Source organism: Microbulbifer sp. SH-1, from assembly GCF_011326135.1.
Lineage (GTDB): Bacteria > Pseudomonadota > Gammaproteobacteria > Pseudomonadales > Cellvibrionaceae > Microbulbifer > Microbulbifer harenosus.
Window position 1 is genome coordinate 2062603 of record NZ_CP046948.1, and the last position, 23745, is coordinate 2086347.

Genomic DNA, 23745 nt, shown 5'->3' on the forward strand with positions numbered 1-23745 from the left:
TCAAGTCCGGGGTGACGTGTGATCCGGGATCCAGAGGTAACGGAGTTCAGAGCTCCGAATCTCTGGATACCGGCATTCGCCGGTATGACGATGGGGCCGGTATGACACAGGGTTGCTTAAGTTCGGGGTTGATTCTGCGGGCAGCCTGATGTTCAATCAATTTCATATTTTTTACTTAAACATGAATATTTTTAAACATGATTGAGCTGCGACACCTGAAGGCCCTCACCACATTGCGGGAAACCGGCAGTATGGTGCGTGCCGCGGAGCGCCTGTGCCTGACGCAATCCGCCCTATCCCACCTGTTCCGGGAAATGGAAGACCGCCACGAGCAGCCGCTGTTCGTGCGCAAATCCCGCCCTCTGCGTTTTACCAGCGCGGGGTTGCGTCTATTGCAACTGGCGGACGATGTACTTCCCCGGGTGGCAGTGGCACAGCGGGACCTGGCGCGGCTCGCTTCCGGACAGGCGGGACGGCTGAACATCGCCATCGAATGCCACAGCTGCTACCAGTGGCTGATGCCCACCCTCGACGCCTATCGCGACGACTGGCCCGAAGTGGAGCTGGATCTCTCGAGCGGCTTCCATTTCGCGCCGCTGCCGGCGCTGGTACGCGGCGACCTCGATCTCGTGGTCACCAGCAACCCGGACCAGTCTCTGAAAGGCATTCACTATGAACCGCTGTTCAGTTTTGAAATGTGCCTCGCGGTCAACCGCAAGCATCCGCTGGCAGACAGGAAATGGGTGGAGCCGCAGGATCTGGCAGGCGAAGTGCAAATCACTTATCCGGTGGAGCGAGAGCGGCTGGATATCTTCCAGCACTTTCTCGACCCCGCCGGCATAGAGCCCGCCGCAGTGCGTACCGCAGAGCTCACCGTGATGATGGTGCAATTGGTGGTCAGCGGCCGCGGCGTATGCGCACTGCCGAACTGGGCGCTGCACGAGTATTTGCAGAAAGGTTTTGTCAGTCAGTTGCGGTTGGGTAAAAGCGGCCTTTGGAGCACGCTGTATGCCGCTGTGCGGGAGGAAATGTTGGAACAGGCATTTTTGCGGGACTTTTTTGTCACCGCAAAAGACACCTGTTTCGCGAATTTGAATGGAATTCGTTCGGCGTGATTGCTGGTTGCGGGGATCTGGATTCCGGCATTCGCCGGAATGACGAGGCTGAGGGCTGGATTCCGGCATTCGCCGGAATGACGGAGTGGGGATCAGGATTCCGGCATCTGCCGGAATGACGGGGCGGGGGCTGGATTCCCGGATCCGCCGGAGTGCCGGGGCGGGAGCTGCCCCGGTATGACGAGAAAAATTCTAAGGTTCGGCCCAGCGCCGCAGCAGATTGTGATAGACCCCGGTCTGCGCCACGATGGCTTCGTGATCACCCAGCTCCTGCCGCAGACGGTTGATAGACATGTCCAGATCAAACAACAGGGTACGCTGGCCGTCATCGCGTACCAGGCTCTGTATCCAGAAAAATGAACAAATACGGCTGCCACGGGTAACCGGTGTCACCCGATGCAGGCTGGTGGACGGATACAACACCATGGATCCCGCCGGCAGTTTCACCGAGTGGGCACCGTAGGTATCGTCGATTAGCAGTTCGCCGCCATCGTATTCATCCGGTTCTGAAAGAAACAGCGTGCAGGACAGATCCGTGCGGATCTGCCCTCCCGTAGGCAAGCGCCGGATAGCGTTGTCCACATGGTTGTGGAAATGCTCCCCGCCCTCATAGCGGTTGAACAGCGGCGGGAATACCCGCTGCGGCAGAGCCGCCGACATGAACAGCGCACTCGCGGGCAGCGCCCGCAGAATCACGTCACCCAGCTCCCGCGCCAGCGGAGAATTTTCAGGCAATTGCCGGTTTTTCTTCGCCTGCGCGGATTGGTGCCCGGCGGTTACCCGGCCATCCACCCACTCAGCCTGCAACAGTGCCGCCTTGATCTCGGCGGCCTGCTGCGGGCTGAGGATTTCGGGGATTTCCAACAGCACGTTTATTTACCTGTAAATCAGATCAGTAATTGAAGTTCAGCGACAGCAGCGCGGTGCGGCCGAGCCCCGGGATGAAGTGACCACCGCCCACAAAGTCGATGTACTCTTCGTTGGTCAGGTTCTGCAGGTTCAACTGCGCGCTGATGTTGTTGCTGAAAGCGTAAACGCCGGAGGCCTCAAAAATCCAGTAATCGGGAGCCACGCGAGTATTGGTTGTGCTGTTGTAGCGATCATCGACAAATTGCGTACCGAGCCCCAGTTGCAAGCGCTCAGAGGCCTGATAGTTGGCCCAGAGATTGAAGGTATGCTGCGGAGAGTTGGACAGCTCGTTACCCAGTTCGTCTGCGTTCTTACTTTCAAGCACTTCGGAATCCAGATACACGTACCCGGTGTTGACACTCAGGCTGTCCGTGATTGCTCCAGAAATACCCAGCTCGAGTCCCTGCACCCTCTGCTCGCCATCCAGTACCAGCACATCGTTGGGATCATCCGGATCCTGGGTGCGGGCATTGGTCTTGTCGGTGCGGAACAGAGCTGCACTTGCAAGCACCCGGCCATCCGCCAACTCCCATTTGGTACCAAGCTCCAGGCTGCGGTTTTCCTCCGGCTCCAGCTTCGTCAACCCCGGGTTGCGGCTGCTTTCGGTCAGGCTCAAGCCCTCAGCCGAAGGGTTGAAGGAAGTACCGTAACCGAAGTAGATACTGCCTTCAGACACAGGTTTGAAGACCACACCGGCGCGATAGCTCAACATGGTATCGGTGCGCTCCACCAGCGGATCGCCGTCCGGGGTGTACTCCAGTTCAAAATGGTCATACCGCAGGCCGCCATTGATCTGCCAGTACTCGTTGATCTGTATGGAGTCCGACAGATAGGCCGCCAGCGTGGTGGACTCACCAAGACTATAGGTGCCGGTGCTCACGTAATTTTCCAGGTACGGATCATTGGGATTCGGGTTGAACAGATCCGTCGCCGGTGAGTCCTCTCCGGTCAGTTCCCGCGTGTAACGCTTTTCACTCTCCAGGCTCACTTCCGCACCGGCAATAATACGGTGCTCCCAGCTACTGCCCGGGTTAATCGTGAGCGAGTAGTCCGTCATGTTGCTGAAAATGGTGTTTTCCTGATCCCGGTATTTTTCGTCGCTGCGGCGAATATCGGTGCTGTCGTTACTGACAAAACGCGGCGCGGTCACCATATTGTCGCGGCCAGTTACCCCCCAGCGAGTCGTGTTATTCAGGCTCGCGTTGTCGCCCAGGCGCTGGGTCACCTGCGCGGTACCGATGGTAGTGTCTACTTTTTCGTAGTCGCGGGATTTGAGACCGTACCAGTTGTCAAAATCCACCGGCGGTGCCTCATCCGCGTAGTCCGCCAGCGGCACGTTGCTGGCCGGCACCCAGGGAATACCGTAATCCGGCGTATTGTCTTGAGACAGGTGGAACAGGCTCAGGTTGACCTCGGTATCGGTATCTATGCCGAACGCCAGAGACGGCGCCACACCCCAGCGGGAATTGCTTACGCCGTCGCGGCCGGCAACATCCTGCTCGTGGGTCATGATATTGATACGCGCGGCGGCGTTGTCGACCCCGTCCAGTGTGCGATTCACATCCAGCGTCGCGCGGCCATAACTGTCGGTACCGGCAAACAGGCTGCCGTTGCTGCTGTCGGTCAGGTTCGCCGTCTTGCTTACCAGATTCACGGAGCCGCCGGTGGAGCCGCGCCCGGAGTAATCGGAAGACGGTCCTTTCACCACTTCCACCTGTTCCAGGTTGAAAGGATCGCGGGTGTAGCCGCCAAAATCGCGCACATTATCCACAAAGATATCGGTACGCGCGCTGTAGCCGCGGATGGAGAACTGGTCTCCGGGAGGTGCACCGCCTTCACCGGCCTGCATGCTGATACCAGAAACGTTGCGCAGCACATCGCGCAGAGTGGTGGCAGCGCGCTGCTGTATCACCTCTTCGGAAATCACATTGATGGTCTGCGCCGTGTCCAGCAACGGACGGGCGAACTTGACGGAGCTGGGCTGGCGCTCCTCGAGGCGATCGGTGACCTCCACGATTTCCGGTGCGCGCGTATCCGCGCTAACGGGCTCCTCGGCGTGAGCGGCGCTCATCAGGCCGCCGGCCACGGCGGCCGCCAGTGAAAGCCCCGAGAAACGGAAATGGCCCGCGAGTGGTTTTTTCCGGAATGGGTCCATCGTCGTGAGAGTGGCGAGTTTATCCGTTGTACTCGTCAGCTTGGTCATGCAGTCACCCCAAAATGTCAGCTCTTAATAGAAGTTATGTAATCGCCCGGCCTGCGGGACAATGCGAAGCATTATCATTTAGATCCTTCTTTTAAGCAACTTGTCAGTTGTGACATCGGCGTGAAATTCTGCACTGCAACGGCAGCGGGAGAAGTGAAAAGTCGTTAAGCTTGGACCAAAAAAACGGAAGGGAATTTTCCATGAGCAAAAACACCAATGGCTGGAACCCGGTTCAAAAGGGCCTGCACTGGCTGATCGCACTGTTTATCCTGTTTGCCTGGGGCTCGGTGGAGCTGCATGAGTTCTACGCAAAAGACGACCCCATGCGCCACTGGTGGATGGTGTTGCACTTTTCACTCGGGTTTTCGGTACTGTTGCTGGTGATGCTGCGCTTTTACTGGCGCGCCACCCATGGTCGCCCGACACTGTATGGCAGCAAACTGCAGAGGCCGCTGTCCCTGCTGGTGCAGAGTCTGATGTATGTGATCATGCTGGGAATGCCCTTAACCGGGCTGCTGATGCGGCAATTCGCGGGGCGCGAAATCACCCTGTTCTGGCTGTTCGACCTGCCACCCTTCGTGACCAAGAATATCGATCTGGCGAAACAGCTGGGTTTTATGCACAAAGAGCTTTTGTGGAATGCGCTGCTGGTATTGCTGGTGCTGCATATCGGGGGCGCGCTGTGGCACCACCTGATCATCAAAGACAATACGCTGCGGCAGATGTTGCCGTTTGGGAAAGTGAAATAAGCGTTTGAAAATTTGTTCGCCTGCAAGCAGGCTCCTACGGTGGGATACGCTGTAGGAGCCTGCTTGCAGGCGAACAGTCCAAAGCGCGGAATTGTTCGCCTGTAAGGCAGGCTCCTACAGGGGCATCAATCCCGCGCGGGTTTCGGCTTGCGCTTCTTGAACGCAGGCGCGGTCTTGCCACCGGATTTCACCCGCGCTTCATCAAAGCGGGCGATGTTCATTGGCCGGCCATTTACCCGCACTTTTTTCAGGTGCTGGAAAATTTCCTGTGGCATGCCTTCCGGCAGGTCGACGGTGGTGTAATCGGGATAAATCTCAATGCGCCCGATATAGGAACTGTCGAGATCCACTTCGTTGGCAATAGCGCCGACAATACTACCCGGGCGCACGCCGTGTTCGCGCCCCACTTCAATGCGGTAGCGCTCTTTACCCTCGTCGGGCGCAGGAATCCGCTTACTGTCTTTGTCGAACCCGCCCCGCTTATCAAACTTGTTGCGTTTGCGGTCTTCGAAATCGCCATCGCGATCCCGTCGGTCATTGAATTCCTGACGCTTCGGCTCGCGCTCGTCCAGCAGCAGCGGCTGGTCGCCCTGTGCCATGGCCGCCAGTGCCGCGGCGACATCCAACGGATCGATATCGTTTTCTTCCAGATACTTTTCCACCAGGTCGCGGAACGGCGCCAGGTCGCGGCGGCCAGCCATGGTGTAGGTGATCTTCTGGCGGAATTTTTCCATGCGCGAAGCATTTACCGCGGCCGCGGTGGGCAGGTCCAGGCGCTCGATCGGCTTCTTGGTGGCGCGCTCGATGGTGCGCAGCATGCGCTGCTCGCGCGGTGCCACAAACAGGATCGCATCGCCTTCGCGCCCGGCGCGGCCGGTACGGCCGATACGGTGGATATAAGCTTCCGTATCGTAGGGAATGTCGTAGTTGATTACGTGGCTGATGCGCTTCACATCCAGACCACGCGCAGCCACATCGGTGGCCACCACGATGTCGAGCTTGCCCGCCTTCAGTTTTTCAATTACCTGTTCGCGCATGCCCTGGGCCATGTCCCCGTTCAGGGCGGCGCTGGCAAAGCCGCGCGCGGCGAGCTTGTCGGCCACTTCCACGGTAGCGTTTTTGGTGCGCACGAAGATGATGGTGGCATCCACCGGCTCGGCTTCGAGAATACGGGTCAGCGCGTCCATCTTGTGCAGGCCGCCTACCGGCCAGTAACGCTGGCGGATAGTCTCGGCGGTTTCGGTCTTGACCTTGATCTTCACTTCCACCGGATTGCGCAGGTGCTCACGGGCAATCGACGCGACCTCTCGCGGCATAGTGGCGGAGAACAGCGCAATCTGGCGCTCTTCCGGAATCTGCTCCAGTACCCACTTCACATCGTCGATAAAGCCCATGCGCAGCATTTCGTCGGCTTCATCCAGTACCAGCATTTTCAGGGAGGACAGGTCCAGGGTGCCCTTGCGCATGTGGTCCATTACCCGGCCCGGGGTACCCACAATCAGCTGCACGCCACGCTTCAGTTGCTGGATCTGGCCGCGGTAGTCCGCGCCGCCATAAATAGGCGCAACGTGGAAACCCTTGAGGTTGGCCGCGTAAGACTGGCAGGCCTCGGCCACCTGGATGGCCAGTTCGCGGGTTGGCGCCAGCACCAGCGCTTGTGGGCGCTTGTCGCGGAGATCGAGCCCTGCCAGCAGCGGCAGCGCGAACGCGGCGGTCTTGCCGGTACCAGTCTGGGCCTGGCCCAGTACATCGCGGCCTTGCAGCAGCGACGGGATAGTCTGTGCCTGGATCGGGCTCGGGGTTTCGTAGCCGAGTTTGGTTACAGCTTGGAGAATTTCGGTCGGCAGGCCCAACTGGTCAAAACCAGTGGCTTCGGAGTAATCGGTCATTTTGAGTTCACTTGAATAAATAAGGCCGGGCCGGAGCGATAGTTCCAACAGGGACCGGATAGGCCCCACTGGGATAACCATAGCTCACAGCGGAGAATTGCTGGGCAAGGCGAAGAAGCCCATTAATAGCACCGGCTATTTCAAGCTTTTTCAACTCTGAGACAGGAGCCTGTGGCAAGGAGGTCTGTTACCCAAGATGGCTCGTGCTCCCGATAGCGCCGCTGTATGGGCCGGGGCAAGAGGCTGCGCAGTCTACCAGTTTGGCGCGAGAGTGCCAGCTTAATTTTTGAGCTGCGGAAGCCTGCCTGCGGACGAATGGGTGTGGAGTGTTATCGTTTCGCCTGCAAGCAGGCTCCTACAGAGGGCGGTGGGTCCATGTAGGAGCCTGCCTTGCAGGCGAATTGGTTGTGGAGTGGGGGCCGTTCGCCTGCAGGCAGGCTCCTACAGGGAGCGGTGGTATTCTGTGTAGGAGCCTGCCTTGCAGGCGAATGGTTGTGGAGTGCGGGCCGTTCGCCTGCAGGCAGGCTCCTACAGGGAGCGGGGGTGCTCTATGTAGGAGCCTGCCTTGCAGGCGAATGGTTGTGGAGTGCGGGCCGTTCGCCTGCAGGCAGGCTCCTACATGGGAGTGCGCTGATCGGTGAGTGCGGGGTCAGGCTGCCAGCGGTTCGCTCTCGCCGGCCGCTGTATCTTCCCCGGGCGCTGCCTGAGACTCGAGCACCGGCATCATGCGCGCAAAAACCTGCTCCACGGTGAAATCCATGCGCCTGAAGAAACTGCCATCCAGCTGGGTGAGCTCGTACAGATAGGTGCGGAAAGCGCGGAACAGCTCGATATCCACCGGCTGTGGATGCTGCCAGAAATCCGCCAGCTCACCCTGATGGGTCAGGCCGGCGATGTCGTAAAGCGCCCGCCCCAGAGTAATAGTGGGAACGCCGTGCAACAGCGCAGAAATGCCCACGGTGCTGTTCACGGTCACCAGTCCCTTGGCGTGATCCAGCAACGTCGGCAGATGCAGATCGTGACAGTACACCACCCGCTCCCCCACACCGTGTTCGCTGGCCTTGCGCCGGATCAGCTTGCCGTAGTGGCAGAAACCCCGGTCCATGGGGTGGTGTTTGATCACCAGGACGTCTGTTTCCGCGGCGTGGCCGGCAAAAGAGGCAATCACTTCACCAATCGATGCCTGCAGAGAATCCACATCAGAGTGCTCGCGAATCTGGAAATCGTCCGCGGTCTGCAGAGGATAAAGAAAGTACTCGCCACCGTGATTGCGCACCAGCGCCTCGGTAAACCGGCACTCGCTGATGCGATACAAACCTTTGCGATAAAAACTCCGCAGCCAGCACCCCGCTTCCTGCCACCAGGTTCTGGGACGGTGGTGACGGTAATTGGGAAAGCGATAACTGAGGATTCGCGCGGCCACGTAATAACAGATAGCAAACCAGGCCCGCTGCCAGAAGGTCATGCCTACTTTAAGCGGCGATTTGCGCCCGTGAGGCCGGTATTGTTCGATCGCATTGCGCGTCCAGTCCACGCCGGAAAACGCGTTGACGCCACCCTGCTCCAGAGTGACGAAATCCGGCCGCAGGTAACCCTCTTCAAACACCCAGAACAGAATGCCCAGCTGCTTGCACACCGCGCGAGCCTCGCGGTGGTAATAGCGGCAATCCCCATACACCACGACCGCGCGGATATCGTTCCGACGCAGATAGCCATAGAGGTACTCCGGCCAGCCCGCGGGGCCACCGGTATAATCCACACAGTGGTCCGCCCAACCGTAGTAGCGGTCGCCACCATTGAAGTTGATTTTGTGAGTCTCCACCCCCTGGGCAGAGAAATGGCGCGCGCAGCGGGCAAAAAAAGGCCCGAGCGGCCCCTGTAAAAACAAGACCCCTGACATGAACCCCCACACGCCCCACGGCATTATTTTTATTGCCGACCACGGGACATAACCACTGTGCGGAAAAGCCGCACAACCAAGGAAATTTCAACAGCCGCAAGCGACCACTAACTAACTTACCGAACAAGAAGCCGGATAAAAAACAGTCAAAACTCCGAAAAGCGGATGACAACACAAATTTGACGCAAAACTATACTTATATGGCGCGGAAATGTCTTGTACACAGTTCGCCATTTCCCGCTATCGGGAAAATTTTCCACCGAAATTTCGCTGTTCTCCGCTCGCCAGTCTCGCGCCGTCCAACCTGCGCAACACTTTTCCCCAACCCCATTCAAATAACCGTGCCGTGGATTCCGGCCAAAGTGTGAACAGCGGATTGAATGGGTTGTCTCTCGCCTGCATCCACACCGTCATGCGATGGGATTGTTGTTTCGCCTCGCCGCGGCAGTGGAAGCCGTGCACATTGGCCACCACCAGGGTGTTTGCCGGCACACGGAAGATCTTCGGCACAAATCCCATGGCTGCGAGCTCGCAGTCGCTCACCCGGAAGGAGCCGTCCCAGTAGCGTCCCGGCTGACGCTTATCGCCGTGTTTGCACGCTTCCAGACTCTGGCGGTACTCCCACTTCAGGCGACGCCAGCTCAACCGGTGAGACTTGGGCACATAAATGAATGGGCCGTTGCCATCGTCCACATCGTCGAGGTACAGCCATCCCTTAACACAGGGGTGGAAAGTATCCGCATGCATATCCCGCTGGGGATCGGGGCGCGGTGCAACGTTGGCATGGTTGCACAGGTTTTCCACGTAATACAGAGGTCGGCGGTTTTTTGACGAGCAGTAACGCGTCAACCTGTCCAGGTGCGGATTCTCGATCAGCGCTTTCATGGCCGGCATACGGGCACGCTCATCCGCAGTAATGAACACGCGCTGGGTCAGGGTGGTGCCCTCCACGAATTCCCGCACATCCCCCTGATAGGACTGCAATTCCTGAGCCAGTTTTTCAAAGTCGGCCCGAGGAAGGAAATTGTGCTTGAGCACGAAACCCTGCTCGCGGAACTGCCGGCGGTCTTCCACCGGCACCAGCGGCGACAGCAGCAGCAATCGAAAGCGGAACAGCCCGTGGGCGATCACCACCCGCGCCACATGAAGCCCGCAACGGTTCAGCCAGTAGCTGCCGATGATGGGGTTGTTCCTGAAGCTCTTGCCCCAGGAGAAGAGTTCCAGCAGCCACTTGGGCAACAGATAGATTTTCTTGAAAAATCGGGTGTTCACGTATTTGTCGGCTGTGATTTGTGTTTTTTTAAAGCTCCGTTAGACGGGACTTGGTTTGGTATTCGTTGCTGCGGAGCTCTGTTCTCTGGATCCCGGATCGAGTCCGGGATGACGAGGTCCGCAGCTGGATCCCGGATCGAGTCCGGGATGACGGGGTCCGTAGCCGGATCCCGGGTCGAGTCCGGGATGACGGGGTCCGCAGCTGGATCCTGGGTCGAGCCCGGGATGAAGGGGGCCGTAGCTGGATCGAGTCCGGGATGACGAGAATCCGGGAGAGGGACCATTATTTCCGAAAAAATTGATTGCGCACCGCGCGATAGAAGCGCCGACGCAGCCCGCCACCCGCGGGTTTGTCGCGCTGCAACTGCAGTATTTGTACCGCCGTCTCAACATCGACGATATCGCCACTTTGTGGATCCACATAGGTGGGATAAAGGATCAGTGTTGCCGCCACCAGCTCATCCACCGCCAGCGACCGGCCGCGGGTCTTGAGACAGCGGCGCACGGCAGCCAGTTCGTGCAGCGCATCCGGCGCGCCTTTTTCCCCTGGCTCACCGCGGTCAAGCAAACGGTCTTCGGTCAGCCCCCAGCCAGCGTAAAACGGCAGGCCGTAGGTCACCACCCGCACACCGCGCAGCAGCGCTTCAAACCCGCTCAGTGAGCTGAGAGTGTGCACTTCATCCACCTGCGCCAACAATTCCGGCATCGGCACATCGGTGACCAGCTGATCAAACAAATCCCCGGCGTCCTCAGCCAGCGCCCCCACGCGCCCACCGGCGAGCACATCCGGATGCGGCTTGTAGATGATGTGGGCATCGGGGTTGGCGCGGCGCACCTCCGCCAGCAACTGGCGATTGGTCTTGAGCCACGGCGATCCGAAGGCGATGGACGCATCGCTCTCCACTTGCCCAGGCACCAGGATATTCAGGTGCGCGGCAGATAGTACCGGCGGCGCACCGGAGTTCGCCGTCCCTACGTTGTACTTGCTCAGTTGCCCCGCCACCAGCCGCTCCCGCAGGCGTCCGGCGCGCGCGCGCAGCGCCGGGCTGAACTCGGTATTGCGCAAAATCGTTTCAAGGTCCGAGGGCCGCGATGCATCGTAGTAAATTCCCTGCCGATCCAGCACCAGAGACAGCGGGCGTACCAAGTCCGAACCCAGCCCTACCGAGCGCAAAAAACCGTCCTCAATCCGCCAAAGCTCCAGATCGCGCCTGTCACAGGCTGATGCCACACTTGCCGGCAAGCTGCTGGCCCACACCGCCACCCGCGCACCCGGCTGCGCGCGGGAAACGCCCGCCGGTGTTTTGTCGGCGAACCGCAACCGCGCCGGTCGCGCGAGAAAATCCGGCACGAATCCGCGCTTCCAGGGAGAAAAACCCAGCGCAAGCCAGGGGCCGCGCAGGCGCTGCGCCTGGCGCTTCTGCTCCGCAATCAGGTCAACGGTGTCTTCCAGCGAGCAGCGCTCACCGGTATAGGGATTGATATAGCGGCAATAGCGCAGATAAGCCGCCGCAAACAGCTGCGCAAGCGAACGGGGTTGTCCGCGGCGCGCACAAGTCTGAGCATCTTGCGTCAGCCCCCATCCCGCATAAAACGGCATGCCAAAACAGTGCACGGTCTTGCCTGCCAGCAGCGCGTCGAACCCCATCTGGCTGGTCACCACGTAGACCTTCTCTACGGCATCCAGCAGCGCCCAGGGATTGATATCCTCGGACCACAAGCGGCAGCGCCTGTTTTTTGCGGCAGCCAGCAGGTAGCCGCGCTTTTTTCCGGCGATCACATCCGGATGCACCTTGACGACCACCTCCGCGTCCGGGTTCTCCGCAATCGCCGCGTCCAGCATGCGCGTAAAATCCGTGGCATCGGCACCGCCAAGGGAGACCGATGCATCACCAAAGGTCTGATCCACCACCAGCACCCGCGGGCGCGCATCCTCCCAGGTTATGCTTCTGTCCGGAGCAGCGTTGTATTTCGACAGGCGGTGCTGGCGCAACAGATCCATACAGCGGCGCGCGCGATTGAGCGTTGCATCATCAAAGTCCGCCTGCGCGATCAGCGTTTCGAGATCGCTCGGCGCGCTGGCGTCGTAGTAGACTCCGGCGTGGTCCACCACCAGGCTGTGCAGCGGTGCGCCGTTCACGCCGAGACCAAACGAGCGCAGGAATCCATCCTCCAGGCTCACATAGGGCAGCCCGGTTTGCGCCGCCAGCCTGCGCGCCCGCGCCGCGGTGGGCTTGTGTCCCCAACCGGCGATATGCGTGGTGCCCTTGCGCGGGCGCAGCGCAAAAAACTCGCAGCGCGCCTCGGTGAGCGCATCGAGAAAGGCAATGCGGCGCAAGCCGCGGGAACAAAATCCAATTACAGACACAACCGCGCCTCGCTCAACAATGCCTGACGCCATTGTGTATCGGCCGCGAGCCGCAGGATTCCCTCGACCCAGGCATCTTCCGCCATCGGCAGCAACAAACCATTTTGTTCATGGCGAACCACATTTCCGTACACCGGCCCCGCCGCATAAACCCCCACCGCGCCGGCGAGAGTGATATCCAGAAATTTGGTGTGAGCGCGGGCTCGGTTGAACGGCGAATCCAGCAGCGGCGCCAATCCGATACAACGCCCGGGCCGGCGCAACAGTGCCTGATAGGCGCCCCACTTCATCGGGTGCAACACATGCACCCGCTGCAATCCCCGGAACAAGCGATTGACGGAAGCATTGCCGATCACCTCAAACACCAGGCGCGCATCCCCCGCGAGCACCCGCTCGACCACCGGCCGCAGCCATTTAAGATCCGCACCGTGTGAAGCCGAGCCGTGATAGAACAGCGTGATCACCTCCTCCGTCGATCGCCCGGCATCCTCTCGCTTCAGCAGAGGCAGCAGTGCCACCGGTACCTGCGGCGCCAATAGTTGCGGCTGCCAATCGTTATAGCGCTGCTGAAGATACGGAGTGGACACCAGCAGCTGCGCATTCACCGCGCGCAGCCAGTGCCGGTGCCGCCGGCTCAGGCGCAGCAACTTCCACTGATAGCGCAGGGGCATACGCGCAAAAGACGACCAGTGCAGCAGATCGTCGTCCATAAAGAAATACACCCCGGCCAGCTCATCGCGGCAAGCGCTGATCAAACGCCGCCAGGCGGTCGGGATATAGCGCACGAACAGCACGTGAGCACCGCGCAAGCGCTCCCGCGGTGGTGGGTTTGAGAAGCCAAACCGCTCAACCTCCAGCCCCTGCGCGCGCAGAAAAGGCAGCACAAAGTAGTCAGAGGACGGGTTCGCGTTTTCCTCCACCACAATCCAGTCTCCTCCTGATGAGGACATGGCCGAAGCGGTCAATGCGTTTTCAGTGGCAATCAATTAGGAATATCTTCTGGTCGGGGATTGGCGGGCGCCATTATGCCAAATCCGGGATCACCACGCTCCCCGCCAGCCCCTCCCGCTCGATCTTTGCCTTCAGTGCGGCCTTGGCCCGGTCATCTCCATGCACCACCCGCACAAGCTGCGGGCGCTTCTTCATCTTGCGGATAAAGCCCAGTAGATCATCCTGATCTCCGTGAGCGGAGTAGCCGCTGATGGTCTCCACTCCCGCGGCGATGTGGTAGCGCTGGCCGTCGAGATCCACATAGCCATTGTCCGGCCCATAGGTCTGAATATCCCGCCCCGGTGTGCCCTGTGCCTGATAGCCCACAAACAGAATATTGTGGCGCTTGTCTTCGAGCATCGCCTTCAGATAATTCACGATCCGGCCACCACTGCACATGCCGCTGGCGGCAATCACAATGGCCGGGCGCCGGCTGTTGGCGAGTTCCGCCACCAACTTGTCATGCGCTCCGTGATCGTCCACCGTAATCAGCTGCTCAAAACTCAGCGGGTGGCGACCGCGGCTTAGCAGACGCCTGGCTTCCGCGTCCCAATAGGTCCGCAGGCGGCGGTAGACGTCTGTAAAGCGGCTCGCCAGCGGCGAGTCCACAATCACCGGCAGGTCCCGCCATGGATTGGGCACATGTTTGCGGCTGGCCTGGCTGTGGATTATGCCTTCCAGCTCGTACAGGAGTTCCTGGGTGCGGCCGATACTGAACGCCGGGATCAGCACACTGCCACCATCCGCCAGCGCGCGCTCAATCGCCCCCTGCAGAATGCGCACTCGCTGCTCGCGGTTCTGATGCAGGCGGTCACCGTAGGTGCTCTCGATTATCAGCTCGTCACAACCCCAAGGTGCTTTGGGTGCATACAGCAGTGGTGTATTCGACGCGCCCAGATCGCCAGAGAAAATAATGCGGCGCTTGCCGACTTCCCCGGAAACCTGTGGACATCGCACCTCACACTCAACATAAGCAGACCCGAGAATATGGCCCGCGCGCTGCAGGCGGATATCGAGCCTGCAGCCCTCCTCCGCGATCACCGGCTGCCAGCCGTTATAGGGCAGCGGCCGCAACTGCTTTTTGATATAACCGATGAACTTTTCAATCAGCGCCGCATCCCGGCTGATACCAATTTTCACCGCATCTTCCAGCACCAGCGGCAACAGCTCGGCAGAGGGCTCGGAACAGTAAATGGGGCCGCGGAAACCAGCGGCAATCAGATAGGGAATTCGCCCCACATGATCGATGTGCACATGGGTCACCACCAGCGCGCGCACCGAGCGGATATCGAATTCAATTTCCAGACTGCTGCCACCGCGCCCACCGGGGGACGTCTCCGCGCCCTGAAACAGGCCGCAGTCGATCAGGATGGAGTTGTGTTGGTCCGCAAACAGTTCATGGCAGGAGCCGGTGACGCCTGAGACCGCACCGTGATGGGCGACATGGCCCGGTGAAATTTCCATAGCCCCAGCTGGCTGGACATAGTCGGCAGCCGGGATAAGAGGAGGAGTTCCCGTTTCAATCATGATCAATTCCTTTTGATCCATTAAGAGCGCAATTAGGCACAGCAGCGTACCAGACTCACCCGCAGCCTTCCTAGCGATCTCAGGCCACGTAATTTGTACGCAAGTGCCTGATGATCCTGCAAGAAACGTGCAACATCGTGCCGGATTTCATTGAAACATGACAACCGCCCCGGTAGCATTCCAGACACACTCATCGGAATGAACTGGGCCCATGGACGGCCCCGGAAGCCCATGCTGAAACGACTCTTCGCCTCCCGCAAGCACCCCTATATTCCCGGTATTAACCGTCCCGAAAAGATTGAGATCGATCTATCCGGTAGCAAGCTCACCATGCTGATGCCGCCGCATTCCAACTACGAGGGGTTTGCCGGCAAGGAGCCACCGGAGCGGGTGAATATTTACGATGCCGGGCAGTATGTCGATGACAGTTCGCTACCCGAATGGCAGCGCGAAGGGGTATCCCATCTCACCCTGCTCAAACGCCGGTGGGAGCTATACGGCCCGCTCTGGCGCGAACGGCCGCTCGGCAATATCCGGTTTGGCATCAACATCCTGCGTTACGATACCCTGCCGGAGGGCATGAGCGCGTTCAATCCTCGGCACTTTGAGCAGATGGCCATGCGCAGCCTCTGGTTTACCGGGCCGGCACAACCCTACACGGGAAGATCCCGCGCGCCGATCAACTGGGATATGGACACCAGAGAGCCCGGCGCACCGTGGCTTTACTATGAATATCAGCGCGACTATTCCCACGATCCCGAGCCGCCGCCGGAATTTATGCACACCTACCGGGGGGGCTGCCTCCGTACCCCCTTGGACGATCACTATTACCTGAATATGGGATACGGCTATCTCGGCTACGCGCCGGTGGATATCTGCCTGGAACATATGAATGCGTTGACCCGAAAGGTGCTCGACTCCGTACACCTGGAGCTGGGATCCACGGCCAAAGAACGATTGGCGGAAGCAAAGCGCAAATGGCCTGACGCCCGGGCCACCCGGCACCGCGAACCGGAACCCTGGGTTTACCCTGAATGGCGTGACGGTGACGAAGATAAGGGCGAGGATCATGTCGTGATCCTCAAGCCCGGCAGCCCCCCACCGGCTTTGATCCCCTGATCATTTATTCTTTTTTCCCCATTTCCAAGACAAGGAACTGTCATGCAAGGCGAAACAAAAACATGGAAGCTGATTATCGGTCGCGGCAAGCATAACGTCAGTCGCAGCGTATATATCCTGCATACCCAAGAACAAAACTGGCAACAGATTTTGCGCAATCAACACAACAATTACTATTTGGCTAGTATTGCCAGAGCCGTTTACGCTCTCGGTGGCATTGCTGTAGGGCGCAAGCTCCGGCGGGAAAAGCTGATCTTTGATGGTGCCGCCATCCACTACGAGTTGGACACTGACGGCGACGTGCTGATCATGGGCCTTGAAGTCAACAGCAGCTACAACCCCAAACGCGGCCAACAAACCACCGGACTCTATCAGGTAGATTGTTCAGCAGCTCGGGATCGCGATTTCGAGTGGTCCACACGAGACAAAGCAAAAACCAAGATGACCCTATCCCACCGCTGGAACAAATCCCACTATGCCGCAGTCAGTGGCAAGTTTGAAAGTAAGGAAGTTGCCGGCAGTATGCTGATCAATCACATCAGCAATGCCTACAAAGCCGGAATAAAAGAACACGACATCAACCGACAGGGCAATCACTACTCTCTCTACTGGCAAAACGGCAACCACAAAAGCGACAAACAGCGGGATCACCTGGTTTCCCTGATACAGCAAGCCGTCGCCAGCGGCGCCCGGGTAAACTGGCTGGTGCACGGTGAAGGCGCAATCACCTTTGTACGGGCCATGCAAACGCTGGAAAAGCGTCTTTCTCCCGCACCCGTCGCACCCGCGCGGGAAAAGGAACTGCGTGAAAACCTGAAACTGCAAACCGTCTACTTCTCCAACCCCCGCGGCAAAGAAACAGGCAAAAACACGCTGGAAGCACTGAGCAAAAAAGTGGGCTTCGACTACCTTGGCACCAACATCAATCCCGGCGATGTATTCCACAATCCCGATGCCCGCAGTGCGGCGTTCGGCAAAGGCGGCGCGGTCATCGGCGCTATCACCCTGAGCGGTGCTGCCGGCACCCTCGGTGCCGACGATATCCTTAAGAGTTTCACTCAGGCGGTGAATGCCGAAACCCTGGGCTGGAGTGCTGCGACACTGGTTGCCGGCTACTTCGTCGTGCGCGACAAAATCAAAACCAACAGCGGCTATGCGCGCAACCTGCCGGGATTCATCAGCAGCACCTTCGGGGATGGAAACCAGCGCTGGGTAGGGTGATACCCAGGTTATCTGCCCCTTTAGTGCTACCGGATGTAATGCGGCTGCATTGCCACATAGTGATTACATATGGCTACAACCTGAAGCCGGCGGAATCAGCGCACATGCAGATGACAGGGGAGGGTTCCGTTATTTCGTCAAATTGTTTCAATAAGCGAAAAAAAGGAACATACTTCCTGCATGCCCTCCGACACCCATAATCAACGCGTCCTTGATCTGGCTCGCCAGAAAGGGCTACTCCGCACCAGCGACCTGGACGCCATTGATGCGCCTCGGGTCGTTCTGACGCGCCTGACCGCGGCTGGTCTGTTGAACAAGGTCGGGCGCGGCCTCTACCGCCTCCCCAACTATCCGGGGTCAGAACACGAAGGGCTTGTGACCATCGCCACGAAGGTACCGCAAGCCGTATTTTGCCTGCTGAGCTCACTGCAATTCCACGAACTGACTACCCAGCTGCCACGCCAGATCTGGATCGCCATGCCCCGCGGCAGCCACGTGCCGCGCATCGACTACCCACCAATCAAGATGGTTCAGATGAGCGGTGAGGTTTACAACGCAGGCATTGAGGAGCACCTACGTGATGGCGTGAAGCTGCGAGTCTATGGTGTAGCAAAGACAGTCGTGGACTGCTTCAAGCACCGCAACAAAATCGGTCTGGACGTCGCGCTGGAGGCATTGAAGGACGCACGCGCCCAACGCAAGGCAACGGCAGACGACCTGTGGCGCTACGCGAAGATCTGCCGCGTAACCAACGTGATGCGCCCCTATCTGGAGGCCATTGAGTGAAAAATTTTTCGGGAGAAAACTTTCGCGCCAAACCCAAAGGGGCGAGACGCAAGGATGCACCAAACAGTAACGTTGCCGCCTCCGTGCGAGCCCGTCTGCTCAACGCAGCCAAGGCGCAGGGTGTGGACTTCAACCAGATACTGGTACGCTACGCACTGGAACGCATTCTCTACCGCCTGAGCCAATCCAAGCACGCGGATCACTTTCTGCTCAAGGGCGCGCTGCTGTTCACGCTCTGGTACGACATGCCACACCGGGCCACGCGTGACGCCGACCTACTCGGCTTCGGCGCAAGCGATTTGGAATCCGTAGCCCAAACCTTCCGCGACATCGCCAGCGTCTCCGTGGCCGACGGCATCATGTTCGACCCGACCTCGGTCGCCGCCGAGGAAATCCGCAAGGACGCCGGATACACCGGGGCGCGCGTCCTCATCAGTAGCGAGCTTGCCAACGCACGTTGCAAGACACAGATCGACATCGGTTTCGGTGATGCCGTGACACCCGGTCCCATTGATGCGACCTACCCGGTGCTGCTGGCCGACCAGCCTGCGCCTCGCTTGCGCGCCTATCCCGTTTACACCGTAATCGCGGAAAAGCTCCACGCCATTGCGGTATTGGGTATGACAAACAGTCGGATGAAAGATTACTTCGATCTGTCGGTGTTGCTGGAACGCGAAACTCTGAACACCCCCCTATTGGCCCAAGCGCTCAAAGCCACCTTCGAACGGCGCGGCATGGCGCTGCCCGAGGAGTTACCGATTGGCCTGAAGAATGAGTTTGCACACGATCCCTCGCGGCAGGCCCTGTGGCACGCCTTCATAAAGAAAAATGAACTAACTCTTGAACCCTTACCCACTGTCGTGGATCGGCTGCGGGCCACCTTGGGAGCAGCGTTAAACCAAATGTAAGCGCCGTTAAATCGTAATCGTTCATTCTACAGAGGCATTGCCCCAGCCATGGATATCTGATTGCAGCGGGTTGCTGGTGAACTTTTCCTTCTGTATTCAGGGCGTCAATTTCTAAACCCGTTTTCCATGCAGTCAGAATGATTCTTTCAGCCCAATGGCGACACCATGGTGGCTAATGTGGCCCAGAGGAAAATCTGGTACCGCGATATCCAGAAAGCCGCCGCAGAGTGACACACAGGGCCAGCCTCCTACCATTTAACTTGTACGAAAGTGCCTGCATTTCTTGCAGAAAATGCGCAATATCGTGCCGTGTTCCGTTGAATCCATGTAGCCTCCCCGGTAGCATTCAGAACACACCTACAGGAATGAACAGGGCCCATGGACGGCCCCGGAAACCCATGCTGAAACGACTATTCGCCTCCCACAAGTACCCCTATATTCCCGGCATTAACCGCCCAGAAAAGGTGGAGATAGATTTATCTGGCAGCACGTTGACCATGCTGATGCCGCCACATTCCAATTACCAGGGATTTGCCGGTAAGGAGCCACCGGAGCGGGTGAATATTTACGATGACAAGCAATATAGCGATGACAGTCTCCTTCCAGATTGGCAGCGCGAGGGAAAATCACATCTCAACCTGTTCAGTCGCAGGTGGGAACTTTACGGCCCCCCCTGGCGCACTCGCCCGTATGGCAACATCCAGTTTGGCGCCAGCATCTCGCGCTACGACGCCTTGCCGGAAGGGATGAGCAGTTTCAATCCTAATCACTTTGAGCAGATGGCCATTCGAACCCTCTGGTTCACCGGGCCGGCACATCCCGACTTAGGCAGATTCTGCTCCCCGATCAACTGGGATTTGCGAAATAGAGAATCCGGCTCACCCTGGCTCTATTATGAATATCAGCCCGACTATTCTAACGATCCGGAACCGCCACCGGAATTTATGCATACCTATAGGGGCGGCTGCCTACGCACCCCGCTGGATGATCGCTATTACCTGAATATGGGGTACAGCTACCTCGGCTACGCACCCGTCGAAACCTGCCTGAAGCACATGAATGCACTGACCAGTAAAGTGCTCCGTTCGGTACGCCTGGAACTGGGATCTACGGCAAAACAACGACTGGCGGAAGCAAAGCGCAAATGGCCAGACGCCCGCGCCACCAAGCACCGCGAGCCGGAGCCCTGGATCTATCCGGAATGGCGTCGTGGAGATGATCGTAAAGGCGAAGACAACGTTGTAATCCTCAAGCCCGGCAGCCCCCCGCCGGTTTTGACTCCCTGAGCATTTATTTTTCCCCTACTTTCAAGACAAGGAGCTGTCATGCAAGGTGAAAGCAATACCTGGAAACTGATAAGCGGTAGCAGCGACCGCATAGGTCGCAACATATACATCCTGCATACCCAGCAAAGTGCCTGGCAACAGATCGTACGCGGTCATCAGGACAACTACTACTTAACCAGCGTTGTCAGAGCTATACACGCTCTCAGAAGTTCCGCCGTTGGCCGCATGTTCCAGAGTGAAAAAATTATCTTCGATGGCGCCGCTATTCACTACCAGCTGGACGGCGATGGCGATGTGCTGATCATGGGACTCGAAGTCAACAGTGACTACAAACCGAAAGGCGGCCGACAAGCCACCGGGCTCTATCAGGTTCAGTGCGAAGAAGTCCAAGGTCGTCCTCACAAATGGACCACGGCCCAAGATTATGAATCGAGAATGCCCCTGTCCCACCGCTGGAACAATTCCCACTATGCCGCCGTAAGCGGCAAGTTTGAGAGCAAGGAAGATGCCGGCAGTATGCTGATAAATCACATCAGCAAAGCCTACCGAGCCGGAGTAAAAGAACATGACATTAACCGACAGGGCAATCACTACTCCCTCTACTGGCAAAACGGCAACCACAAAAGCGATAAACAGCGGGACCACCTGGTTTCCCTGATACAGCAAGCCGTCGCCAGCGGCGCCCGAGTAAACTGGCTAGTGCACGGTGAAGGAGCAACCACCTTTGTGCGCGCCATGCAAGCGCTAGAAAACCGTCTTTCTCCCGCACCCGTCGCACCCGCGCGGGAAAAGGAATTACGTGAAAACCTGAAACTGCAAACCGTCTACTTCTCCAATCCTCGCGGCAAAGAAACCGGCAAAAACACGCTGGAAGCCTTGAGCAAAAAAGTGGGCTTCGACTACCTTGGCACCAACATCAATCCCGGCGATGTATTCCACAATCCCGATGCCCGCAGCGCGGCGTTCGGCAAAGGCGGCGCGGTCATTGGCGCTATTACCCTGAGCGGTGCTGCCGGCACCCTGGGTGCCGACGACATCCTCAAGAGTTTCACACAGGCGGTGAATGCCGAAACCCTGGGCTGGAGCGCTGCGGCACTGGTTGCAGGCTACTTCGTCGTGCGCGACAAAATCAAAACCAACAGCGGCTACGCCCGCAATCTGCCCGGATTTATCAGCAGCACCTTCGGAGATGGAAACCAGCGTTGGGTGGGTTGACTCCCCGGCACTGGTTGCAACGATCAATAAAAATATGACTGGAGGATCTGAACCTCCAAAGCAGTTCTTCTCCGATCTCGTTATACGGAGAAAGAGTGGAGGGCAGGAAAGACTGATCGCTTACTTATTGGTAGCTCCAGGCCCCACTCTCGTCCACCAGTGTCTTGCCGTTCTGCTCCACAAGCAGTTGACCCGACTCAAGCACCTTGTAGGTAGTGTTGCCATTTTTGAACTGGTAACCGAGAAACTGGCAGGGCGTGACGCCATCGGCACATGTTTTGGAGATAGTTTTGCCTTTCAGGCTCAGCTGCTCGCCAGATTTGTGCGAGGTACCGTGATAGCTGACATCGTCACAGGTTACATTGCCCTCGGGGCAGTTCACCTGGATCTTGATGGTGTAGTTATCGGTGACCAGTGTGTCAGCAACGACTGGGCTGACGAGTAGGAAAGTCAATGCAGCGGCAAGTATTCTGGGGCTCTGCATAAGTCCTCCGGCTATTTCTCTAACAATCGGTAGCGGTCGGTAGACAACTATTCTAGGGTGATGTGATCACTTGTCACTACTACAGGTAAATTCTGTTAGTGTTCCCCCCCCCTCAAGCCCAACACCCACACTCGCAGGGGCTTGCCGGCTACCACACAAACTCTCGAGCAGAGACGCCTCTGCTAGGCAGTAACTTCGGATTAGGTAAAGCACCGTTCATCTTGTTTTTCAGCAGCTCAATGGGTTTCATCTGTCTGAAATCTTCACCGCTAACGACATCAAACCATCATTACCATAATTGGTCAGCGAGCACCCACTGATGACATCGACGTTAATGCATACCCTGAAATTCATCACAGCTTTGAAAAGTCCTCCAGGGAAAATCTCTGTGGGCAAAAATCAGGTTCAGATCATATACTGAATCCAAATACAGAAAACTACCCCGACACTAGTGACTGAAAACAAACACCCAAACGACAAAGACAACAATGAAGTACTTGGACGTTTTGTCCCAAAACTCCAGTTTTCTATATAGATTTTCTGCGTTACTATCCTTACCAACCCAAGAGGGCTTACCTACCCAAGACAGCCTAAATGAAACAGTACAAAAGCTCGCATAGGAAGAATTCTTAGGATTAAAAAACATCCCTCTTGGTTTTCCATCTGAAATCCAAACATCATGAAAATGATCAAATTGATACTTGATTAGATCGTCAACCGCTATCGAACTGCGTACCCACAAAAATAGAAAAACTAAAAATAAACTGACTAACATTCCAGGTATCTTCCTCTTACATCCTTATGTCAACTGCATAGAATGGCAACACTGCTACCGTTCTCACTGACCAGTTCGGCAGCTAGTGCCGTAGCAGCGCCACCTTCTGAAGGATGGTCTCTTTACATCCGAGTGGATTGGGAACGGTCCAGAATCTCCTAGTACCGGGGGCATTGACTAATTTCGAGCTACTAAACGTACATCAAACCATCAGCCCCGAATTTACTCCGATACAAATCAATATCGCTCTTGTATACCCTTGATACTATCTCCACCAACTCCTCGTTATACAGTGACTTCGGATCAGGCAAAGCGCCGTTCATCTTATTTTTCAGAAGATCAAAAGGTTTCACCTGGCTGAAATCTTCCCCGCTGACGATGTCGAAACCATCCATGCCATGATTGGTCAGTGGCCGAGCATCGATAACGTCGAGGCCGATGCGCTCTTTCAGGGTTTTCACCGCCCCGGAAAAATTCTCCAGCGAAAAGTAATCGTCATACTCCTCATAGACCAGAAAATCCACCTGTGGCCTCCAGTGAATGTTGGAGTTGCGGATGCCGGGTTTCTCCATGCTTCTGACAAAAAAATCGAACGTGATGTCTTCCACGCCGATAGTGCGATTGTGAACATCCACGTAACGCCAGGCGTCCAGATCCCTGCCCACGATTTTATCCAGGTACACGCTTGCCAATCTGGAGAAGGGGCAGCGCAAAACAGTAAAGGTGTACTTGGCCTTTACCAATTCGGGTAAAGTGGCAACAAATGTGTGATTATTACTGTGTATCCAGTTGAACTCCGACTTGTCCTTGATGCAGCCATTGGCATAGGCCACCGTGGTCCTGAGAGTGGAACAGGCATTTTTCGGGATAAAACTGTAAACCGCATCGCTGTTATAGACACATAACGCGTGGCTTTGCGCAAACTTATGCTGGGGGTTTTGGTTAAGTGGGATATAGTTTTTACTGCTGTATTTTAAAAACCGGCTCATTCGACCCTCCTGGTCTCAAACAATACTCTTTGGTTTATGC

The 23745-nt window shown here is 57.4% G+C and carries 18 protein-coding genes; 8 read left to right on the plus strand and 10 right to left on the minus strand.

The annotated features are described in order from the left end of the window. The first annotated feature begins 197 nt into the window (after positions 1–197). Positions 198–1115, plus strand: coding sequence for a LysR family transcriptional regulator (locus GNX18_RS08845; protein ID WP_138233941.1), 918 nt, complete (start codon positions 198–200; stop codon positions 1113–1115). A gap of 192 nt (positions 1116–1307) precedes the next feature. On the opposite strand, the gene GNX18_RS08850 is transcribed toward GNX18_RS08845, so the two are convergent. After that, positions 1308–1985 (minus strand): Fe2+-dependent dioxygenase, encoded by a 678-nt coding sequence (locus tag GNX18_RS08850; RefSeq protein WP_138233940.1) that lies wholly within the window; start codon positions 1983–1985, stop codon positions 1308–1310. 22 nt (positions 1986–2007) lie between these two features. Further along, a complete protein-coding gene (locus GNX18_RS08855; RefSeq protein ID WP_166217130.1) occupies positions 2008–4227 on the minus strand; it encodes a TonB-dependent siderophore receptor in 2220 nt (739 codons plus the stop codon). 200 nt (positions 4228–4427) lie between these two features. On the opposite strand from GNX18_RS08855, the gene GNX18_RS08860 reads away from it, so the two are divergent. Next, entirely contained in the window at positions 4428–4976 is a 549-nt protein-coding gene (locus tag GNX18_RS08860) for a cytochrome b (RefSeq protein WP_166217133.1), read from the plus strand. 125 nt (positions 4977–5101) lie between these two features. Here GNX18_RS08860 and GNX18_RS08865 read toward each other — a convergent pair whose 3' ends face one another. The 6 genes from GNX18_RS08865 to GNX18_RS08890 all read right to left on the minus strand — a co-directional run bounded on the left by GNX18_RS08865 (position 5102) and on the right by GNX18_RS08890 (position 14859). Next, entirely contained in the window at positions 5102–6865 is a 1764-nt protein-coding gene (locus tag GNX18_RS08865) for a DEAD/DEAH box helicase (protein ID WP_138233937.1), read from the minus strand. 649 nt (positions 6866–7514) lie between these two features. After that, on the minus strand, positions 7515–8765 hold the full coding sequence (locus GNX18_RS08870) for a capsule biosynthesis protein (protein ID WP_166217136.1): 1251 nt from the start codon (positions 8763–8765) through the stop codon (positions 7515–7517). A 240-nt stretch (positions 8766–9005) separates the two neighbouring features. Then, entirely contained in the window at positions 9006–10037 is a 1032-nt protein-coding gene (locus GNX18_RS08875; protein ID WP_166217139.1) for a phytanoyl-CoA dioxygenase family protein, read from the minus strand. Positions 10038–10320: 283 nt separating this feature from the next. Then, the gene (locus GNX18_RS08880; RefSeq protein WP_205828101.1) at positions 10321–12405 is read right to left on the minus strand and encodes a capsular polysaccharide biosynthesis protein; all 2085 of its coding nucleotides are present in this window, start codon (positions 12403–12405) and stop codon (positions 10321–10323) included. Beyond that, complete coding sequence (locus tag GNX18_RS08885) at positions 12396–13355, minus strand: glycosyltransferase family 4 protein (protein WP_166217145.1); 960 nt, start codon at positions 13353–13355, stop codon at positions 12396–12398. Before GNX18_RS08885 ends, GNX18_RS08880 begins: the two co-directional genes overlap by 10 nt. A 73-nt stretch (positions 13356–13428) precedes the next feature. After that, positions 13429–14859 (minus strand): MBL fold metallo-hydrolase RNA specificity domain-containing protein, encoded by a 1431-nt coding sequence (locus GNX18_RS08890; RefSeq protein WP_166217186.1) that lies wholly within the window; start codon positions 14857–14859, stop codon positions 13429–13431. 294 nt (positions 14860–15153) lie between these two features. On the opposite strand from GNX18_RS08890, the gene GNX18_RS08895 reads away from it, so the two are divergent. The 6 genes from GNX18_RS08895 (at position 15154) to GNX18_RS08920 (ending at position 21457) form a co-directional block, all read left to right on the plus strand. Next, complete coding sequence (locus tag GNX18_RS08895; RefSeq protein ID WP_166217189.1) at positions 15154–16041, plus strand: hypothetical protein; 888 nt, start codon at positions 15154–15156, stop codon at positions 16039–16041. 42 nt (positions 16042–16083) lie between these two features. Beyond that, positions 16084–17262 carry a hypothetical protein gene (locus GNX18_RS08900; RefSeq protein WP_166217192.1) on the plus strand — a complete coding sequence of 393 codons (1179 nt, stop codon included), beginning with the start codon at positions 16084–16086 and terminating at the stop codon, positions 17260–17262. Positions 17263–17442: 180 nt separating this feature from the next. After that, positions 17443–18048 carry a type IV toxin-antitoxin system AbiEi family antitoxin domain-containing protein gene (locus GNX18_RS08905; protein WP_166217195.1) on the plus strand — a complete coding sequence of 202 codons (606 nt, stop codon included), beginning with the start codon at positions 17443–17445 and terminating at the stop codon, positions 18046–18048. Then, a complete protein-coding gene (locus GNX18_RS08910; RefSeq protein WP_166217198.1) occupies positions 18045–18956 on the plus strand; it encodes a nucleotidyl transferase AbiEii/AbiGii toxin family protein in 912 nt (303 codons plus the stop codon). The genes GNX18_RS08905 and GNX18_RS08910 overlap by 4 nt, the downstream gene beginning before the upstream one ends. 398 nt (positions 18957–19354) lie before the next feature. Continuing rightward, a complete protein-coding gene (locus GNX18_RS08915; RefSeq protein WP_138233927.1) occupies positions 19355–20242 on the plus strand; it encodes a hypothetical protein in 888 nt (295 codons plus the stop codon). A gap of 39 nt (positions 20243–20281) precedes the next feature. Next, a complete protein-coding gene (locus GNX18_RS08920; protein ID WP_166217201.1) occupies positions 20282–21457 on the plus strand; it encodes a hypothetical protein in 1176 nt (391 codons plus the stop codon). 124 nt (positions 21458–21581) lie between these two features. On the opposite strand, the gene GNX18_RS08925 is transcribed toward GNX18_RS08920, so the two are convergent. After that, a complete protein-coding gene (locus tag GNX18_RS08925) occupies positions 21582–21941 on the minus strand; it encodes a hypothetical protein (RefSeq protein ID WP_205828102.1) in 360 nt (119 codons plus the stop codon). Positions 21942–22907: 966 nt separating this feature from the next. Continuing rightward, entirely contained in the window at positions 22908–23705 is a 798-nt protein-coding gene (locus GNX18_RS08930; RefSeq protein WP_166217204.1) for a sulfotransferase family 2 domain-containing protein, read from the minus strand. Between the last annotated feature and the right edge of the window lie 40 nt (positions 23706–23745).

What these genes read in the sequence shown, in the direction of transcription:
- GNX18_RS08885 (WP_166217145.1), bottom strand. Translation starts at nt 13,355, where the DNA reads ATGTCCTCATCAGGAGGAGACTGGATTGTGGTGGAGGAAAACGCGAAC.
- GNX18_RS08930 (WP_166217204.1), bottom strand. Translation starts at nt 23,705, where the DNA reads ATGAGCCGGTTTTTAAAATACAGCAGTAAAAACTATATCCCACTTAAC.
- GNX18_RS08905 (WP_166217195.1), top strand. Translation starts at nt 17,443, where the DNA reads ATGCCCTCCGACACCCATAATCAACGCGTCCTTGATCTGGCTCGCCAG.
- GNX18_RS08855 (WP_166217130.1), bottom strand. Translation starts at nt 4,227, where the DNA reads ATGACCAAGCTGACGAGTACAACGGATAAACTCGCCACTCTCACGACG.
- GNX18_RS08890 (WP_166217186.1), bottom strand. Translation starts at nt 14,859, where the DNA reads ATGGAAATTTCACCGGGCCATGTCGCCCATCACGGTGCGGTCTCAGGC.
- GNX18_RS08845 (WP_138233941.1), top strand. Translation starts at nt 198, where the DNA reads ATGATTGAGCTGCGACACCTGAAGGCCCTCACCACATTGCGGGAAACC.
- GNX18_RS08920 (WP_166217201.1), top strand. Translation starts at nt 20,282, where the DNA reads ATGCAAGGTGAAAGCAATACCTGGAAACTGATAAGCGGTAGCAGCGAC.
- GNX18_RS08870 (WP_166217136.1), bottom strand. Translation starts at nt 8,765, where the DNA reads ATGTCAGGGGTCTTGTTTTTACAGGGGCCGCTCGGGCCTTTTTTTGCC.
- GNX18_RS08900 (WP_166217192.1), top strand. Translation starts at nt 16,084, where the DNA reads ATGCAAGGCGAAACAAAAACATGGAAGCTGATTATCGGTCGCGGCAAG.
- GNX18_RS08895 (WP_166217189.1), top strand. Translation starts at nt 15,154, where the DNA reads ATGCTGAAACGACTCTTCGCCTCCCGCAAGCACCCCTATATTCCCGGT.
- GNX18_RS08865 (WP_138233937.1), bottom strand. Translation starts at nt 6,865, where the DNA reads ATGACCGATTACTCCGAAGCCACTGGTTTTGACCAGTTGGGCCTGCCG.
- GNX18_RS08925 (WP_205828102.1), bottom strand. Translation starts at nt 21,941, where the DNA reads ATGCAGAGCCCCAGAATACTTGCCGCTGCATTGACTTTCCTACTCGTC.
- GNX18_RS08860 (WP_166217133.1), top strand. Translation starts at nt 4,428, where the DNA reads ATGAGCAAAAACACCAATGGCTGGAACCCGGTTCAAAAGGGCCTGCAC.
- GNX18_RS08915 (WP_138233927.1), top strand. Translation starts at nt 19,355, where the DNA reads ATGCTGAAACGACTATTCGCCTCCCACAAGTACCCCTATATTCCCGGC.